Source organism: Candidatus Thorarchaeota archaeon (assembly GCA_013388835.1).
Classification (GTDB): Archaea; Asgardarchaeota; Thorarchaeia; order Thorarchaeales; family Thorarchaeaceae; genus JACAEL01.
The window spans coordinates 13,181-30,380 of sequence record JACAEL010000061.1; the positions used below are offsets into that span (position 1 = coordinate 13,181).

At 55.0% G+C, this 17,200-nt stretch carries 16 protein-coding genes; 8 read left to right on the forward strand and 8 right to left on the reverse strand.

Annotated elements, in window-relative coordinates:
• Positions 1 to 36: 36 nt before the first annotated feature.
• On the reverse strand, positions 37 to 1,005 hold the full coding sequence (locus tag HXY34_10330; GenBank protein NWF96523.1) for a hypothetical protein: 969 nt from the start codon (positions 1,003 to 1,005) through the stop codon (positions 37 to 39).
• Positions 1,002 to 1,475, reverse strand: coding sequence for a hypothetical protein (locus HXY34_10335; GenBank protein NWF96524.1), 474 nt, complete (start codon positions 1,473 to 1,475; stop codon positions 1,002 to 1,004). The genes HXY34_10330 and HXY34_10335 overlap by 4 nt, the downstream gene beginning before the upstream one ends.
• Before the next feature lie 203 nt (positions 1,476 to 1,678).
• Here HXY34_10335 and HXY34_10340 point away from each other — a divergent pair, with 203 nt between their 5' ends.
• From HXY34_10340 to HXY34_10355, 4 genes are all read left to right on the forward strand, one after another.
• Entirely contained in the window at positions 1,679 to 2,035 is a 357-nt protein-coding gene (locus tag HXY34_10340; protein ID NWF96525.1) for a 4Fe-4S binding protein, read from the forward strand.
• The gene (locus HXY34_10345) at positions 2,036 to 3,166 is read left to right on the forward strand and encodes a 2-oxoacid:acceptor oxidoreductase subunit alpha (protein NWF96526.1); all 1,131 of its coding nucleotides are present in this window, start codon (positions 2,036 to 2,038) and stop codon (positions 3,164 to 3,166) included.
• A gap of 330 nt (positions 3,167 to 3,496) precedes the next feature.
• Positions 3,497 to 4,306, forward strand: coding sequence for a 2-oxoacid:ferredoxin oxidoreductase subunit beta (locus tag HXY34_10350; GenBank protein ID NWF96527.1), 810 nt, complete (start codon positions 3,497 to 3,499; stop codon positions 4,304 to 4,306).
• 5 nt (positions 4,307 to 4,311) lie between these two features.
• A complete protein-coding gene (locus HXY34_10355) occupies positions 4,312 to 4,869 on the forward strand; it encodes a 2-oxoacid:acceptor oxidoreductase family protein (protein NWF96528.1) in 558 nt (185 codons plus the stop codon).
• A 70-nt stretch (positions 4,870 to 4,939) separates the two neighbouring features.
• Here the strand turns inward: HXY34_10355 and HXY34_10360 are convergent, their stop codons facing one another.
• The 3 genes from HXY34_10360 to HXY34_10370 are packed head-to-tail and all read right to left on the reverse strand — an operon-like array spanning position 4,940 to position 8,243.
• A complete protein-coding gene (locus HXY34_10360; GenBank protein ID NWF96529.1) occupies positions 4,940 to 5,722 on the reverse strand; it encodes a 2-hydroxyglutaryl-CoA dehydratase in 783 nt (260 codons plus the stop codon).
• 10 nt (positions 5,723 to 5,732) lie between these two features.
• On the reverse strand, positions 5,733 to 6,938 hold the full coding sequence (locus tag HXY34_10365; protein ID NWF96530.1) for a 2-hydroxyacyl-CoA dehydratase: 1,206 nt from the start codon (positions 6,936 to 6,938) through the stop codon (positions 5,733 to 5,735).
• A gap of 12 nt (positions 6,939 to 6,950) precedes the next feature.
• Positions 6,951 to 8,243, reverse strand: a complete 1,293-nt coding sequence (locus HXY34_10370) for a 2-hydroxyacyl-CoA dehydratase (GenBank protein NWF96531.1) — start codon at positions 8,241 to 8,243, stop codon at positions 6,951 to 6,953.
• Between the two features lie 270 nt (positions 8,244 to 8,513).
• Here HXY34_10370 and HXY34_10375 point away from each other — a divergent pair, with 270 nt between their 5' ends.
• Together HXY34_10375 and HXY34_10380 are read left to right on the forward strand one after the other, a co-directional pair.
• Entirely contained in the window at positions 8,514 to 10,265 is a 1,752-nt protein-coding gene (locus HXY34_10375) for a long-chain fatty acid--CoA ligase (GenBank protein NWF96532.1), read from the forward strand.
• A gap of 330 nt (positions 10,266 to 10,595) precedes the next feature.
• The gene (locus tag HXY34_10380; GenBank protein NWF96533.1) at positions 10,596 to 12,353 is read left to right on the forward strand and encodes an alpha/beta fold hydrolase; all 1,758 of its coding nucleotides are present in this window, start codon (positions 10,596 to 10,598) and stop codon (positions 12,351 to 12,353) included.
• A 41-nt stretch (positions 12,354 to 12,394) separates the two neighbouring features.
• Here the strand turns inward: HXY34_10380 and HXY34_10385 are convergent, their stop codons facing one another.
• On the reverse strand, positions 12,395 to 12,910 hold the full coding sequence (locus HXY34_10385; GenBank protein ID NWF96534.1) for a gamma carbonic anhydrase family protein: 516 nt from the start codon (positions 12,908 to 12,910) through the stop codon (positions 12,395 to 12,397).
• A gap of 129 nt (positions 12,911 to 13,039) precedes the next feature.
• On the opposite strand from HXY34_10385, the gene HXY34_10390 reads away from it, so the two are divergent.
• Positions 13,040 to 13,642, forward strand: a complete 603-nt coding sequence (locus HXY34_10390; GenBank protein ID NWF96535.1) for a DUF4184 family protein — start codon at positions 13,040 to 13,042, stop codon at positions 13,640 to 13,642.
• A 10-nt stretch (positions 13,643 to 13,652) separates the two neighbouring features.
• Here HXY34_10390 and HXY34_10395 read toward each other — a convergent pair whose 3' ends face one another.
• Positions 13,653 to 14,603, reverse strand: a complete 951-nt coding sequence (locus HXY34_10395) for an Lrp/AsnC family transcriptional regulator (protein NWF96536.1) — start codon at positions 14,601 to 14,603, stop codon at positions 13,653 to 13,655.
• Between the two features lie 86 nt (positions 14,604 to 14,689).
• Here HXY34_10395 and HXY34_10400 point away from each other — a divergent pair, with 86 nt between their 5' ends.
• The gene (locus tag HXY34_10400; protein NWF96537.1) at positions 14,690 to 15,946 is read left to right on the forward strand and encodes an adenosylhomocysteinase; all 1,257 of its coding nucleotides are present in this window, start codon (positions 14,690 to 14,692) and stop codon (positions 15,944 to 15,946) included.
• On the opposite strand, the gene HXY34_10405 is transcribed toward HXY34_10400, so the two are convergent.
• The gene (locus tag HXY34_10405) at positions 15,928 to 17,133 is read right to left on the reverse strand and encodes an MFS transporter (GenBank protein ID NWF96538.1); all 1,206 of its coding nucleotides are present in this window, start codon (positions 17,131 to 17,133) and stop codon (positions 15,928 to 15,930) included. The genes HXY34_10400 and HXY34_10405 overlap by 19 nt on opposite strands.
• Positions 17,134 to 17,200: the final 67 nt, after the last annotated feature.

Genomic DNA, 17,200 nt, shown 5'->3' on the forward strand with positions numbered 1-17,200 from the left:
TGGTGAGCGTACCGTGTCGTCCGGGCTCCTATCGGCCTACAACCATCGCTTGGCTGCAACATAGACAATGAGCGCCATCGTGCTGCTTGTCACGATGGCTGCAAGCAGATAGACGGCTGTGATGTCAATGACAGGTTGCCCGCCAGAGGTGGTACTTGTGACGGGTATGTCGCCAGCAGTGAACAGCGCATCAGACGAGTCTGTCGACATGTAGATGCCGTCTGAAACTCGAACCTGAACAGAATATGTGTCAAGACGGGGTAACCCTGTGCAGTTCCATGTGTAGTGGTTTGTAGTGAGACCGGATGCTAGCAGCTGGTAGGTCCTTCCAGAGTCTGCTGACAGATAGACCGCAAAGACGAGTGTCTCGTCTTGATTCAGGTCCTCCGCGATCCATGTGATGTTATTGTGTCCGGTCCACACCTCTCCGCCGTTGGGCGACACGACTCTGACGGTTGGCTTGAAGAAGTTTCCAATATAGACGTCGGGACTCAAAGCCACCACAACTGTGCCGTTCTTCAGCCATGCAGTCATGGTCACGGTACAGCTCGCGTTGTTGTTCAGATACCGGGTGTCAACGGAGACTGCTGGTGAACTGCTCTCTGCGTACAGTGATGCATCAAGGGCCTCGGCAGACACTTCAATTCGGGTTCGGTTTATTATGGTGGAGGGGTGCCATGTGGAAGTCAGTACAATGTGGTCCCCTGCCAGTATGTCACCTGAGCTGACCGGAATCTCAGATGTGTTAGAGCGACTGTGATATGTCAGGGATACAGAGGGCTCTTCTGAGCAACATGTCGCGTCACAAATGGGACTCGAAGCGGATGCCGGACTCACATGGGTCGGGCTGAGCCCCATCAATAGAAGACCCAGTGTCAGCAGTAGCAGCGCAACAAGGGGGGTTCGTCCCCGAGAGTCTGGCAATCGTTTCAATCCTCCGGTGAATGACACTATTGATACACGAATAACCAATGAGAGCCACTTAGTTCTATTCTTAGAACTCACTCTCTCTCCTCCGGAAAGGGCTGCTCGTTCCAAACGCGAAACGTCTCAACCCATAGAGTGAAACAGACGGATATGAGAAGCAGAAGCAATGCAACAGAGAACCAGTCATTGAATCGCCAAAGCAGAATCATGGTTGTCGACAACGCCGCTGTCACGGATGTGTAGAAGGTGGCATAGAACAGAAAACGGGGGACCATCAGCCTGCCGCTCCCTATGAACAGCTTGAGCACACCCACACGGACATCCCTGCGTACCGTGTACTGTCCGTGAGCATCCTTGTCGACGAGACCAAGCGTGCGGAGACGCTCAAGGTGATGCATGGCAAGAGAGGGACTCGACAGCCGGGTGCCTCGCTGAACCTCCCGGGCGGTCATCGGCGTGTGATGACGAAGGAGGTACCAGTAGACGCTCATGGTCTTTCCCTTCAGGTCGCTTACCAGTTCCTCTTCATCAGGCTCGTCTTCAGGCAATACCCTCTGCTCCCGAGTGGAATGCACCGCGGATGATTAGCGGCGGTTATTAACTCTACGCCATGTGGGAAGAGACAGTCGATTCCTAAGGTAATGCTCATATAGGTGTACCCGAGCAGAAGTCCAGACCCCCAATAATGTGGCAGCGTCAAGACCCGACGCGCTCACGTAGAAGCCTGCAGAAGGCTCAGGAGTAGGTAGCGATGTCCACAGTTCGAACACCAATAGTGCCGAAGCCACCACGAACAAGGGAAAGGGTGTTAGTCATACTCCAGGAGCAGTGCAAGCAGTGCGGCTTGTGCGTCGAGTTCTGTCCGAAGAACGTGCTGTGTCTTGACACCACCAAGTACAACAGAAGGGGATACCACCCAGTCAAGGCCTGCGACTACGAGGCATGTGTGAACTGCGAGTTCTGCGAGAGGATCTGTCCAGATATGGCAATCTTTCTGGCGGATAGGGACGAGGCCGAAGCAGCGTGGAAGTCAGGGAGTGTGGAGCAGAACACTCTAATCCCCGAGTTCATGTCCCAGACTCATACCGCTACGGAGGAGAAGCAGTGAATGGGCCAACGCATCATGTTTACAATGGGTGACATCGCTTGTGCAGAGGGAGCACTGAGCGCGGGATGCAGATACTTTGGAGGATATCCTATCACGCCCGCAACAGAGATTGCAGAGTGGATGTCACAGCGAATGCCGGAGGTGGGAGGTGCGTACGTCCAGTTTGAGGACGAGATAGCCTCGATAACAAGTGTCATTGGTGCCTCATGGGCAGGCACTAAGGCCATGACTGCGACCTCCGGTCCGGGTGCAAGCCTCATGATGGAGGCGGTAGGTCTGGCGGTAATGACGGAGACCCCTTTGGTCCTAGTGAATATAATGAGAGGAGGACCAAGCACTGGTCAGCCAACGCGTGGTCAACAGGGAGATGTGATGCAGGCGAAGTGGGGCAGCCACGGGGACTACCAGGTGATTGCACTGACGCCCGCCTCCGTTCAGGAGATGTTTGACCAGACCGTGACTGCATTCAATCTCTCCGAGAAATATCGTGTGCCGGTGTTCATTCTTGCGGACGAGGTCGTCGGGCACATGAGAGAGAAACTGGTGATACCGGACGAGAAGGACATTCATACAGTCTACAGGAAGCAGCCGACAGTCGACCCCAGCATGTATCGTCCCTTCAAACCTGACGAGGACTTGGTACCACCAATGGCACTTCTGGGGTCCAAGTACCAGTTCTACGCGACAGGTCTTACCCACGATGAGCAGGGTTACCCGAGTGATAGTGACTCTGTGCAGATTGAACTAGTCCAGCGGCTCAGTGACAAGATCCTCAAACACTCGGATGATATCATTGAGGTCGAGGAGTTCATGCTCGATGACGCCGAGATTGGTGTGATAGCCTATGGCACACCATCCAGAAGTGCAAAGAGCGCAATCAAGGTGGCCAGAGAGGACGGAATCAAGGCAGGCCTCCTGCGCCTCAAGACAGTCTGGCCCTTCCCGAAGGAACATATCGCCAGACTTGCGTCACATGTCAAGAAACTCGTTGTGCCCGAGCAGAATCTGGGCCAAGTGTACTACATGGTCAGGGCCGAGGCCGGAACCACTCCAGTCCATCTCATGCCAAAGCCAGCAGGGACGCCCCATCTTCCGAGTGAGATACTCCAGAAGATTAGAGAGCTCGCCTGAGCAGTGTTGTGCCAGCCGTCTGCTCTGGTGCAAGACCTATAGATATCGGGTTCGCAGCAGCTGTCCGGGGAACCGAGGCCAACTCGACACCCCGGTTGATTGAGGGAAGTGGAGTGACACCAGTAGCGCTCCCTGTGCATGACAACAGACTTGTGTCCGACTCAGTCCGCACGAGGATCAACGGTTGTGTGTCGGTCTCTGCCCTGTCGTTGACCGTCACTGTGGCTTGTGCGACAGACCGGACAAGATGGACAAACTTTTAACACGCCCTTCTAGAGCGTGACTTGAACCCATATGACGGTCTCCACTCCTAGTGTCCTTCGACACCCGATGGCCAAGTACATCAGAACAGACAGGATGCCGTGGATCTACTGCCCTGGATGTTCAATCGGGATTGTCACAAATATGCTGATTCGGGCAATCGACAGCATCGGAATCGACTTTTCGAAGGTTGTGGTGGTGTCAGGTATCGGATGCACGGGTAGGACATCAGGGTACATCAAGACGGGTACATTTCACACGACACATGGTCGGGCGATTCCCTTTGCAACGGGGGTCAAGATTGCCAATCCTGAACTGGAGGTAATCGTGGTCGCGGGCGACGGGGACCTGGCTGCTATTGGAGGAAACCACCTCATACACGCCTGCCGACGCAATGTAGACATGACTATCCTCTGTGTGAACAACTTCAACTATGGTATGACAGGCGGTCAGTTTGGACCGACAACAGAACATGAACGATACTCTCAGACTAGCCCACCACCCATTGGCAACATTGAGCACCCATTCAATCTCGCAAAGCTGGCAGCATCATCAGGAGCAACCTTTGTGGCGAGGTGGACTGCGGTCCAAGTGCGACGAGCAACGAAGTCCATAGAGAAGGGGATCCTGAAGAAAGGACTGTCATTCATTGAGATTGTGGGAGCATGCCCCACTGCATACGGACGAAACAACCGTCTGGGTGATGGTGTCGAGATGCACCGACACTTGCTGAAGGTCTCCGAGATACAGAACGGCTTACCGCCTCACGAGGCGGAGCTGCACTACGAAACACGAATAGTGTGCGGGGAGTTTGTGGACATTGAGAAGCCAGAATACACAGAGGTGCTCAGACAGATGCATGCCAAGCTCAAGAGGTGAGACAGATGGGCAGATATGAGATACGTATAGGCGGGTTCGGAGGACAGGGCGTTGTCACCATGGCAGTGGTAATAGGAGAGACTGCGTCACTCTATGATGGAAAGCATGTCGTTCAGACGCAGTCGTATGGTCCGGAGGCTAGAGGTGGTGCGAGCAAGAGCGAGATTATCATAGATGACGAGGAGATAGACTACCCCAAGGTCCTGAACCCTGATGTCTTTGTGGTCCTGAGCCGTGCCGCATACCTGAACTATATCCAAGGACTCAAGGAAGGAGGGACTCTGATACTTGACGAGGACCTTGTGAAGGTGGAGAGCCAACTGCCAGAGGGAGTGAAGGTATACAAGGTGCCAGCCACACGCATTGCAGACAAGGATGTGGGTAACAAACAGGCGCTGAACGTCGTGATGCTCGGTGCCTTTGCAGCAATAACAGGAGCCATCTCAATCGAGGGGCTCAGGAAGCAGGTGGAGGAGCGCTGGCCCAGATTTGTCAAGATGAACCTCCTAGCACTTGACCTCGGAATAAAGGCGGGACAGACGGCACTGGCCGCCTCAACATGAACACATCATTTCTGCAGACTGGCCGTGCTGTGATGGGCTCTGTTTCCAGGCGAGCAGACTGGAGTCGCGACTATTGTTCAAGAGCAAGAGTCGCAGCACCAAGAGCTCCGGTCAGCTGGGGGTTCTCTGGGGTCCAGAGGTCGCAGTCAAGCAGGCGGGAGAGGTAGTATCTGAACGCAGGATTAAGAGAGACACCCCCTGTTATACCGACCGGCCTCTCAATCCCAAGCCTCTTTGACAGTGCAGCCACCTTCGTTGCCATCGCCAGATGAATGCCCGCAGCAATGTCCTCTGCAGAGTCGCCCGAACCGATCCTGCCAATGACTTCACTCTCTGCAAAGACCGTACAAGTGCTGCTTATTGAGCATGGAGAGGACGACCTTAGAGCAAGAGGCCCCAGCTCATCGATGGCAACCCCTAGGACCCGAGCCATCACCTCAAGAAAACGCCCAGTGCCAGCTGAACACTTGTCATTGAGTTCGAAGTCACTGGGGCGTCCGTTCGCGCCTATCCGGATTGCCTTCGAGTCCTGACCACCCACATCAATCAGAAGACGAATGCTCGGGTTCAGAAGGTGCACCCCGATGCTGTGGCAGGTTATCTCCGTCACCGTCCTCGTTGCAGAGGCCACCGAACCACGTCCATATCCCGTTGACACTATCGGACAGTCCTCCACAGGAATCCCTGTGACCGAACGGAGGATGTCGAGTACTTGCTGCGTAGCCTCTGCAACAGAACTGCCCGAGGACATGATGTGACTTCCCAACACCCGCCCCGTGGAGGACAGGATGAGCCCCTTCGTAGTTGTGGACCCTATGTCCAGTCCGATACCCGCATCGTGTCGCCGTGACATGACCCTTGCCTCACGTCAGCATCTCAAGTAGTGCCTCGATGCGGGTCTGCACCTGTGCCTCATTGAACAGTCTACTGTCCACCATGTCGCCCTCAATGACCACGCCGGGCACTCCGGTCCTCTCCGTCACCATCTCCTTTGTGACGAGTTGTCCCAGCGAGTAGCGCTTGCAGGACCGGACCGAGAACATGACAAAGCCATCCAGATGGTAGTCTCGTATCAGGCTGCACATCTTGTCCACCTTGGCCTCAAGACCCCGATTGAGATACACACTGGAGTAGATTGTGGTCACACTTCCAAACAGGTCATCACCAGATATCTCTCCAGACCATGCGTGCGTGTACGTGTCCGCTGGAAACACAACACCTCTCTTTGCCAGCCCGTTGAAGAACCGGAAGATGGTGAACCACGGGGGGATGTTATCCCAGAGAAGACGAGTCCGCTCATCACGAATGGCGCCAATTCCGTTCTTGACGCGGTCTTCCACCTCCCCAAGCAGTGTCTTGTAGAAGTCAACCACATAGTCCTTGCCTCGCAGAGAAACAATCGGAGCCATCATGAGGAAACGATCAGCGCAGTTCAATGGACTAGGACGGGTCTTGCACGCTTCAAGACACCTTGTCCAGAGTCGAATGGCTTCAGTAGAGAGGTTGCCCACCTCACGCATCCGCTCGTCCGTCAGCTCGCCTCCAAAGCGGGTTGTGAGGAACTGGACCAGCCTCTCCAAGCCTCTCCGAACGTACCTTGTGTGATGCGGCAACTGAGGACCCTCAAAAGGGGGCGTATCAAGAAGGAAGACTGGTGCGCCGGTCAACTCAGATACTGCGTCGTACCATCTCAGAACTGTCCCACATATGTTGTTACATGCGAGAAGCGCCTGAGGCTTCGGAAGACCGTCTAGCGGACTGGCCTGAGGCCGCAACACCGAGCCTATGCTACAGCGGGCATAGGAGCACAGCTCCTGAGAATAGCCCAGCTCTTCGGCATAGCCACAGACTTCCGGACCCACCTTCTGAGAGCCCACAACTGCACCGTACTGCTCAGGATACGTCACCCCCACATTGAGAGCCACTGGGATCTCGACGGGAAAACCGGAAGTCACCCAAGCCAGTCGCCCGTCTTCGCTGGCTGCGTGGCCTTCCAACATGTAGCGGAACATGACTTGTTGAAGCGCTTCTTGTGTCGCGAGATTCCGGTAGGCCTTCTCTTCGGTCATGGCAATCACACCTCAGACAATTGTTTCAACGAATGTCTGAATTCTCCCCTCCAGTCGAACACGGTCCGAGAACTCCGGGTCTATGGGTAATCGCAAGCACGGGACGCCAACCTCAGAGGCCACTCTCTCCAGGGAAGGTGCCTCGAACTGGTCAGGGTCACAGAATGACTGCTGGCAGACTATCAGACCCTGAACAGACAGACTGCGCAGCACCTGTCTCAGGAAACCGAGCCGGCCCGGCAGTCCCTCCTGAACGGGTTCCGAAGGTGATTGATACAACGCGCGAGCAAGCCCGAGGAAGATGCCCTCGGAGGTGTCTGGGGGAGGCGTGAACACAGTCCTGAAGCCGAACGAGAGAAGGTCAAGAGCTATCAGGGAGTCTCCAAGCTGAGGTACAGATGACACTAGCTCAGCAATGGCCATCGGTTCGACCATTCCTCCTGCCACCACCACAACCGGATGCATTCGTTCAGAGATCTTGATGCCATCCAGGTCCTGCCTTAACAGGGCCTGCTGGACATTCTCTACAACAGACAACTGCCCTGAAGCTGACAGCGCGCTCTTCGTCTTGGACCACAGTGACTCCAATGACTGCGCCGAGGCAGAGACCGGCAGAGTGAGGAACCTGCGAATGGCCTCAGCGAGAGTACCGTAGGAGAGAACATCCGGATTGACCACTCTTGCAGCGTAGAGCATCTGTGCTGAACGACGAAAAATCTGAACGGTCTCCGATGCAGTGCGAAGCAGATCTCTGGACATTGGTGTGCCAAACTCCGACTCCAGGGCCACGCTGAGTAGTCGAAGCTCCTCTGCCAAGAACTCGATAGAGGACTCCTCATCGTTCGACACGGGGTAGGTCAGTCTGAGGACCTTGTCTGTGGGGAAGCGCAGGCGCCACACGTCGCGGACATTCTCCAGAGAGTCACATGTGTTGCCGGGAAACAGAAACCCGGAGTATGGACCAGTGTGGCCTGCGACACGTTGACTGAAGAGATTACGGCTCAGTGAACATGCGAAGGTCTGAAGGCTCCCCTCGAAGGAACCGAGATGACGCGGGTTGGCCCACAGAAGTGACGGGATTATGCCATGTGCCATGATTAGCTCAAGCGGTGCATGCGGATACACGTAGCCGAGGACTCGCTGACCAGATGCATTGAGAGATTCCATCTCTTGTCCAAGGACACTCATTGTGTCTTCGTATCTCAGACCAAAGGCCTCCAGTGGCGCATACTGTCCCGCCTGTCCGGACTTGTCATCCGGAGAACTGCCCGATGAGCTCCAGATGCAGAAACCCCGAGTGGACATGCCTGATGCCAGCACGCACTGGCATGACTTACTCGTGCAGGAGTCGGACTTCTGAACTCAGGTTCAATTCCGGTATGCGGTCGTAGTCAGTGGCCACACTGCGTTTTATCCGTTGTGCCACGTCAGACCGGTCAATCATGTACATGCGAGACCGTTCATGCATCGTCCGGGCGACAGAAGGAGATATCAGACTCGGTGCGGTATGGTACGAATACGTAAATCACTGTGCATAGCTTGAACGGAGCTGTGCAGACTCCAGGAGAGGATTGAATGGAAGAGAAGCTCTGGCACAAGTACAAGTGGCCAAAGAATGTTGCCAAGAGCATACAGTATCGTAATGAACCGATATTCGCTATGCTCGACAGGGCGGCTGAAAAAAGCGGGGACCTGCCGTATACTGTGTTCATGGGAACAAAGCGAACATTCTCGGAGGTCCAAGACCATGCAAATCGCATCGCGAACTTTCTGAGCACCAGGGGTGTGAAGAAGGGTGACCGGGTGGCGATATTCCTGCCCAACGTTCCTCACTTTCCACCAGTGTTCTTCGGAGCACTGAAGACGGGAGCGACTGTAGTGACCTGTAATCCAATGTACAAGGCAGGAGAACTCAATTTCCAGCTGAGGGACTCTGGTGCAACAGTCGTCTTCGTGCTCGATCATCCGACGTTCACCCCCACATGCTACGAGGCCATCAAGGGCACTGATGTGAAGACTGTCGTAGTGTGCAGCGTGAAGTCATTCCTCCCAAAGATGAAGGCGGTAATTGGCAGTGCGATTGGCAAGGTACCAAAGAGCCCCTACTACGAGGAGGACAAGACCTTCTTCTACGACAAGATAATCATGGCACACGAACCGGTGGCGCCTGATGTCAAGATTGACCCGATGAAGGACTTGGCACTCATTCTCTACACTGGTGGCACGACAGGTGTACCAAAGGGTGCGGCATTGCTACACAGTAACCTTGTCTCAAACGTCCAGCAGATCTACGAGTGGGTCAACCTATCACAGGAGGACATCGATGCTCCCGAGAAGATCCAGTATGGGACGGAGGTCTTCGTAGGAGCACTCCCATGGTATCACAGCTACGGTCTCACACTGACCATGCTCATGTCCACCGAACTTGCGGGTCAACTGATATGCATTCCCGACCCTCGAGCAGGCAAGCCACCCCTCTCGGAACTGCTGGCAGAGCTTGAGAGGTACAAGGGAACCATATTGAACTGCGTGCCTGCACTCTATGCGGGCATAGTGAACCATCCCAACGTGAAGAAATACAACCTCAGGTCCATCAAGATATGTAGCTCTGGTGCTGCACCACTGCCACCCGAACTTGCGAAGAGGTTTGAAGAGGTCACTGGAGCAGTGCTCTTTGAGGGTTACGGGCTCAGCGAGACCTCACCTGTCACCCACATCAACCCGACAACGCGCAAGGACCGCAAGTTTGGCTCTATCGGTCTGCCGGTGCCTGACACGGACTACAAGATAGTTGACGTGGAAACTGGCACCAAGGAACTGCCGCAGGGTGAGACCGGCGAGATTGCTGTATCCGGACCGCAGGTGATGCAGGGATACTGGCAGAAGCCAAAGGAGAACGAACTGGTGTTCAGGACCATCGACGGAAAACGGTTCTTCCTTACTGGAGACATCGGTCACATGGACGAGGAGGGATTCGCTGTCATCAGTGACAGGAAGAAGGACATGGTGAACGTTGGCGGACTCAAAGCATATCCGAGAGAGATTGAGGACGTCCTGTATGAACACCCCAAGATAGCGATGGCGGCAGTCATCGGAGTGCCTCGTGAGGATGACCCGAGCAACGAGTTCGTCAAGGCGTTCGTTGTCCTGAAGGACGGAGTACAGGCCACGCCAGAGGAGATTCTGGAGTGGAGCAGGGAGAGAATGGCCGGTTACAAGAGACCCAAGGAGGTTGAGATAGTCGCATCTCTTCCTCTGAGCCAAGTAGGTAAGGTCTTGAGAAGAGAACTCAGAGAGAAGGAACTGAAGAAGAGAGGACTGGCATAACCGCGATTCATGAGCCCAGAGGACGGCCCCTGAGCCGTCCCTCCCTCATGCAACGAGAGTCACCTCATCGAGAGGGAGACCTAGCCAGGACCGACGGAAACAAGGCCGCAAGCGGTGTCGGAACACCTTCTAGACCGCTTGTTGTACTCCACTCGACTTGGTCTTCGTACCGGTGAATTCACCTGCTTGAACCTCAAGTCAGTCCAAGTGAGAGGTCACCAAGCATTCCGCTGTAATCGTTGAGGCCAATGAACCAACCTTAATAACAACCACAACGCAGGCTGCTCATCGAGTCATTGCTGAGATGCTAGTAGCAAAGGAGGACCAAGAATGGGACACTGGGTTCGGTACTATGTGCTTCTTATACTCGCCATACTGATCGCGTCCTCTTCCTACTTGAGCTGGACGTCGGACCAAGCCATGGGCAAACTGACGGTCCAGGACTTTGAGATAGTCAGGGAGAACGGTAGGAGCGTCACCTTCTCCGTGTACAAGGCGAGGCAGTTCACATATGGGAAGCCCATGCCAGTCATCCTCACAGTCCACGGCATCTCCGCTTCCAGAGAGGCGATGGATGCATACACCATTGAACTTGCACGTAGGAACTTCACTGTGGTCGCCATAGACCTACCTGGACATGGGGTCTCTGCCGAGACCTTCGGCCTCGACACATTCACCGAAGGAGTATATGATGCCTATGCGGCGGTCCGGTACGTGCAGGTGAATGACACCCAGGCGGATGACACCGTCTACGGTGTCCTTGGCCACTCCCTGGGGGCAGGATTGGCTCGATTGTTCCAGAACATGCCTGTAAGACCTGCGAGCACGGTCCTGATTGGTGGTGGGATGGGTCAGGACTTTGGTGCACTGCTCCCGGCCATCAACGAGACGAGCCCGGCCAACCTGCTGATCGCCTCCGGTGTCTACGACGAACTCATTCCACCAGCAGTTGCCTACGACACCCTCAGAGATGCCACAGGACTCTCAGAGGTGAACGCCGGTCACACCTATGGGAACTTCACACTTGGGACTGCGAGGAAGCTTGTATTCAGCAGTACCAATCACCTGTTCGAGATGAGCGACCCGACCATTGTCAGTAGTTCTGTGGACTGGCTTGTCAGGTCGCTGCATGGAGAAGAAGCACTGAATCACACACTAGACTCTGGAGACCGCATCTACCATCTCAAGGGAATCGCAACCACCGTAGGTGCCACATCCGTCGCGCTGTCGCTGTTTCCCGTCTTCGTCATCACGTACGCTCTGTTCCCAGTAAGACTGAGACCTAGCAGGTACTCTTCCACCCACCCACAGTCGGGGTCTGGCAGGACTCTGCTAATCAGCCTTCTCATCAGTGCCCTCAGCGGTGTGGTGTTACTCACCGTGACACTCGTCGGCTTCGGCCTCGACTTTGCAGGCCTAGGGTTGGTTCCAGTCTCATTCGGGAGCACACTAATACTGTACTCGGTCATTATGTCTGTGGCCGTGACGCTGATACTCAGAAAGAGTCTTGGAAGCGATGCCATCAGCATCCCTAGGTCGCTGGCCTCTCCAACGGGTCTGAAGGCACTCGGTCTCGAACTCATCAAGACGGGACTGCTTATGGTGCCTGTCTTCCTGTGGCTGGCTCTGTGGTCTTGGCTGCCATCGCTTCTCGGGGCGAGGTTTGTGCTCTCGGTCATCTTCGTTGGCGGAGGCGCATCCACAAGGACATTGACAGCAATTGTGCTCACCGTCGCCTTTCTGCCCCTCTTCTTCGTTGAGAGCAGATGGATCAGGCTGACAGCTGACACAGACAGGGGCTGGAAGACGCCATTGGAACTGGTCAAGCTGACAGGTCTCGTCCTAGTCCATCGGATGGGAGGAATACTGATACTACTCGCCGCGCTCTACGGCCCATTCCTACTCGGAGTCCAGATGGGGTTTGTGATGTTCATTGCACTGCTCATGTTGGTGTTTGTACTGGTGATTGGACTCACTGCACTCCTAACCCTGTGGATGGGCGTGATTGCAAGAAACGACCTTGTGCCAGCGCTTCTCAATGCACTGTTACTTGCAGTCGTGGTCGCGGGGACATTCCAGATAATATAGAACTCAGATGGACTGACTGACCTGCAGTCCATCCACAGTCATCAGCCCAGTTCAGCCTTGTGGCGCTTCCCAAGTTCGATGTAGAGCTCTGCGTTTGTCTTGAATGCCTCCCGCATGGCATCTGAGACCGGTCTGACGACCTTTCCAGGGATGCCAAGTACGAGCGAGCCCGGAGGTATCTGAGTGTTCTCTGTCACGACCGCGCCAGCACCTATGACGCTTCCCTCACCAATCTTGGCGCCGGACAGGACTATTGAACCGATTCCGACCACCACATAGTCGCCAATCTCTGCCCCGTGAATCACTGAGTTGTGTCCCGCAGTGACATAGTCACCGATGACGGTGGGATTGACGAACTCACAGTGGACTGTGGCATTGTCCTGGATAGAACTTCCCCGCCCGACATGGATGAAGTTCATGTCTGCTCTCAGAACAGCCGACTCCCACACGCTGGACAGAGGACCTATTACTACGTCCCCGATGAGAGAGGCACGAGGTGAAACATATGCCTCAGGGTCCACCCGAGGTGACTTCCCGTTAAGCTTGTAGAGACCCACTGAACATCACCTGGCTCTCCTTTGAGGGACGCTCTATAAGACTATTGAGAAGTGGTACGGCTTCCCGTTGATAGTCAGCTCAATAAGGCGCGCGAACTTTGCAGATGATGGTGCCACAGAGACTTGCCGATGACTCCGCTGCATTATCCCGTCGCATACGGTATCTCTAGAGTCACGAGACTCCCGTTGCCGGGACTCGTGGTCGGTGCGGTCATGCCGGACATCGAGGTACTATTCCTGCGTCTGTTCTTTGCTGGAATTGTTCCTGACCACTTCATCCTCCACAGCCTCATCGGGGGGCTGACTCTTGGAACTGTGCTTGCGGTCTTCTCAGTGCGATTCATCTATGCCCCGCTCATCTCGACCTTCTTCGGTGTGGACCGGACGAGAGCATCAAGCGCCTGCAAGGTCACACCGCTGCTAGTGGTATCCTGTCTGGTCGGCGTACTCAGTCACATAGCTGTCGATGTCACCATGCACTGGTACAATCCAGTCCTGTGGCCCTGGGTCGACCCCTACGCAGTGATCGGTCCATTTGTGTTGCTCTTCGCTTCGCTTGGTAGCATCAACGGCCCGGCCTTTGAAGCGGCAAACATGCTGGTGTCCGTGCCACTTGCAGTGTGGGGGCTTGTGATTCTGATGACGAACAGGGGGCCTATGCTCTGGGAGCACATCTGGCTCGGCCCGAGCAGTACTGCAGGTGAACCAATACAGTTGCCTGAAACCGCCTGAACCGGTCGGACTACATGAGACATGACTTTTGAGCCACAGGCCACTCCTCAAGAGAGACCTGTGACTGAGTGTCTTCCACGCCATCAATCTTGTACAGCTTGCGAAGAAACTGATTGTACTCGTCGATGCTTCGTGCTCTCACAGTCGCGAATAGACTGAGTGCCTCACTCGTCCGATGCAGGTCCCACACCTCCGGCATCTCGCTCACACGTTGAGCCGTGTCTGCTACCATCCCTGGACTGGATTTGATCTGAAGGAAGAACTTGACCGGGAGTCCGAGGTGTCTGTGGTCCACATCTATCGAGTAGCCCAAGATTGTGCCGCGTTCCTCCAAGCGACTCATGGCTTTTGATACTGCAGGTTGGCTCGGCCTGTGACTCATCCTCAGACCTATCTCCTTCTGAGTCAGCGGCATCGGCCGGTCCTTTGTTGGTACGTGTCTCGAGAGAATACTCATCAGCTCCCACTCTGTATTGGTTGGTGGAGGATAGGAGGCCTGCAGTCGGCTTGGTATGAAGCCTCTCGTCTTGTAGGTGGCCAGTACCTGTACTAGGTCATATGTACGCGCTCCCGACCTTGCCGCAATGCTGTCGATGGTGTTAAGGAAGTCCTCGAACGCGGAAGAGGATCTGAATCTGAAAAGGCCAAGCAGCGAATGCTCGCCGGAGACCCCGTCAAGTGACTCGAGCTCGCTGATCTCAAGGAGAGACTTGCTGACCATAAGCTCACGGGGATTCGTCTTCAATAACAGGATGGTGTTTCTCTCTGCGTAGACCTGCGCCGGGTCGAACACTGCCACATAGGCTCGAATCACACCTGCGACTACAAGATTACGGATCGTCTTTGAGACCCAATTGCGCCCAACTCCAAGCAGGTCCGCCATCGTCGATATGTCAGTCCTCGCGTTTCGCACTAGAACACGAAGCAGGACCTGTTCCCTCTCGGTTATCTTATGCACCATTGGACCTCCACTCTTGTGCCTTTGATTTGCCAGAGTGATGTAGAATTCATATAAGGACCGATGATTGTCCGATGTGTGGGACTTTCATGGTCGATTACAAGGTCAGAGATATCGGACTGGCTGACGAAGGCCGAATGTTGATTGATTATGCAGAACGGAACATGCCTGTGCTTATGCACCTGAGGAAGAAGTACTCCAAGACCAAGCCGCTCAAAGGCATGAGGATAGCAGGCTGTCTCCACGTCACCAAAGAGACCGCAGTCCTAGTCGAGACCCTGAGAGCAGTGGGTGCGGATCTGGCATGGTCTGGATGTAATCCACTTTCAACCAATGACAGTGTTGCCGCTGCGCTCGCGGCGAACGACATCCCCGTCTTTGCGTGGCACAACCTCAGCAAGGAGGAGTACTACTGGTGCATCGAGCAGACCCTCAGGTCAGCTCCCAACCTGACTCTCGATGACGGTGCAGACCTCATATTCACACTTCACAGGAAGCACGAGGAACTCATTCCTGAGCTCTACGGTGGTTCAGAGGAGACAACCACGGGCGTCATCCGAGTGCGGGCGATGGCCGCGGATGGGGCGCTGAAGTACCCAATCATGGCGGTGAATGATGCAGACACGAAGCATCTGTTCGACAATGTGTATGGGACAGGGCAGAGTGTGTTCGATGGCGTGATGAGAGCCTCTGCGATTCTGATAGCCGGAAAGACCGTTGTGATTGCAGGGTATGGCTACTGTGGAAGAGGCATGGCAAACAGAGCTAGGGGCCTCGGTGCCAATGTTGTTGTTACGGAGGTGGACCCGGTACGCGCACTACAGGCCAGAATGGACGGTTTCAGAGTCATGAAGATGGACGATGCCGCTCCGATTGGAGACCTGTTCCTCACAGCCACAGGCATGAAGGATGTCATCACGGGCAGACATATGCGTGTGATGAAGGATGGGGCAATGATGGGCAACGCCGGTCATTACAACGTCGAGGTCAACGAACCTGACCTGATAGCTCTGAGCAAGAGCAAGAAGAGGGTCAGACACGCGCTGGACGAGTATGTCACAAAGGACGGCCGGGTACTCTATCTCTTGGGAGAGGGACGACTGGTCAACCTCGTGGCGGCCGAGGGTCATCCAAGCGAGGTGATGGACCTCAGTTTTGCGGGTCAGCTGAACGCCATGTTGTGGCTCACAAAGCACGGTAAGGGTCTCAAGCCGGCAGTATACGAGTTCCCGAAGGAGCTTGACAGAGAGACTGCCTTTGCGAAGCTCGAAACAATGGGGATTGCCATCGACAAGTGGACTCCTGAGCAGGAGGCCTATGCAAAGGCCTATGCAGAGGGCACCTGATACTGCTCCGGTGCAACTGACCTTGCATGGGTCTCGAGGCTTCGGATGGGGCTGTGATTGGCCAACGCAGACATCACAAGTACCGCAGAGACTAGCAGAGCCCCTGCAGTGGTGAGACCGAAACCGAGGAGGATGGGGACACTGAACGCACCAATCGTAATCCCACCATCGAAACCTGCGCTCAGTGTTGCCATCGCATGAGGCTTCTCGGACTGCGGGACTGCCAGAGCAGCAAGAGCGTTAAGTGTCACAGTCGCGAGTCCCAGACCTAGACCGAAGATTGCTGCAGACACCACGTACGTCAGCATGTCTGTCCCAATCGCTGCGATCACCAGCCCCACCGATGTCATGAGACAGCCTAGAGTCGCAAGAGCCGAGTATCCTCTCCGGTCCGAGAGAGGACCTCCAATGGCTGCAGCCACGAGCTGTCCCGCTGCAAGGACGGAGATGAAGAGCCCCGGGTTGTCCGAACCATGCATGACTGCGATTGTCGGTGTGTAGCTCAGCACAGCACCAAATCCAAGACACATGAGGAAAGCCGACAGAGTAGGCTTCAGGGCGGGTCTGGAGATGAGGCCACCTCTGGACCCGAGACCAAATAGAGTCGGGCCACGCGTCCGATACCAGACGAGCATCGAACAGGGCAGAACAAGAATACTGAGGAGGATGGTGTAGATGAACAGAGAACGGAATGCCTCATCGGTGAGACTTGTGACCAGTGAGCTGCCAACGGATGGGAATACTATCATCGTGACATAGTTGGTTGCTGCAAACACACCCATCACAAACCCCATCCTGCTGGGAGGTGCAGCTCTGGCAAGGACTGTCGCCAGTGCAACGGTAGTGAATGCCCAGCCGAGTCCATGAAGCGCTCGGACTGAGTACAGCAGATGCTCCTGCATGACAACGTAGTAGGCCCCAAATGACAGCACAAGCAGCAGGGCTCCGGCAGTCAGAACAAGCGCGTCATTGACCTTGCCCAGAATCTTGCCGGACAGCAGTCTGAAGATTACAGCAGACATTGCGAAGACACCGAACGAAAGACCGAGAGAGGACTCGTTGCCGACCACATGCTTGGCGAAGTCCTGTAGCGCACTGAGCGCGAGGTTGTGTGCCATGAACACAAACAGCGTGGTCAAGAGGACCGCATACACTACTGGTGGCAGTCTGGATTGCTGACTGGTCATGGCTTTGTTCATTCCTCTACGTTGAATGAGAAGGTACAGCGAGTCTGTGGGAATAGGACTGTGTCAG

Excerpts from the sequence above, each read along its gene's own strand:
- HXY34_10340 (NWF96525.1), top strand. The coding sequence starts at position 1,679 with ATGTCCACAGTTCGAACACCAATAGTGCCGAAGCCACCACGAACAAGG.
- HXY34_10345 (NWF96526.1), top strand. The coding sequence starts at position 2,036 with ATGGGCCAACGCATCATGTTTACAATGGGTGACATCGCTTGTGCAGAG.
- HXY34_10350 (NWF96527.1), top strand. The coding sequence starts at position 3,497 with ATGGCCAAGTACATCAGAACAGACAGGATGCCGTGGATCTACTGCCCT.
- HXY34_10355 (NWF96528.1), top strand. The coding sequence starts at position 4,312 with ATGGGCAGATATGAGATACGTATAGGCGGGTTCGGAGGACAGGGCGTT.
- HXY34_10360 (NWF96529.1), bottom strand. The coding sequence starts at position 5,722 with ATGTCACGGCGACACGATGCGGGTATCGGACTGGACATAGGGTCCACA.
- HXY34_10365 (NWF96530.1), bottom strand. The coding sequence starts at position 6,938 with ATGACCGAAGAGAAGGCCTACCGGAATCTCGCGACACAAGAAGCGCTT.
- HXY34_10370 (NWF96531.1), bottom strand. The coding sequence starts at position 8,243 with ATGTCCACTCGGGGTTTCTGCATCTGGAGCTCATCGGGCAGTTCTCCG.
- HXY34_10375 (NWF96532.1), top strand. The coding sequence starts at position 8,514 with ATGGAAGAGAAGCTCTGGCACAAGTACAAGTGGCCAAAGAATGTTGCC.
- HXY34_10380 (NWF96533.1), top strand. The coding sequence starts at position 10,596 with ATGGGACACTGGGTTCGGTACTATGTGCTTCTTATACTCGCCATACTG.
- HXY34_10390 (NWF96535.1), top strand. The coding sequence starts at position 13,040 with ATGACTCCGCTGCATTATCCCGTCGCATACGGTATCTCTAGAGTCACG.
- HXY34_10395 (NWF96536.1), bottom strand. The coding sequence starts at position 14,603 with ATGGTGCATAAGATAACCGAGAGGGAACAGGTCCTGCTTCGTGTTCTA.
- HXY34_10400 (NWF96537.1), top strand. The coding sequence starts at position 14,690 with ATGGTCGATTACAAGGTCAGAGATATCGGACTGGCTGACGAAGGCCGA.
- HXY34_10405 (NWF96538.1), bottom strand. The coding sequence starts at position 17,133 with ATGACCAGTCAGCAATCCAGACTGCCACCAGTAGTGTATGCGGTCCTC.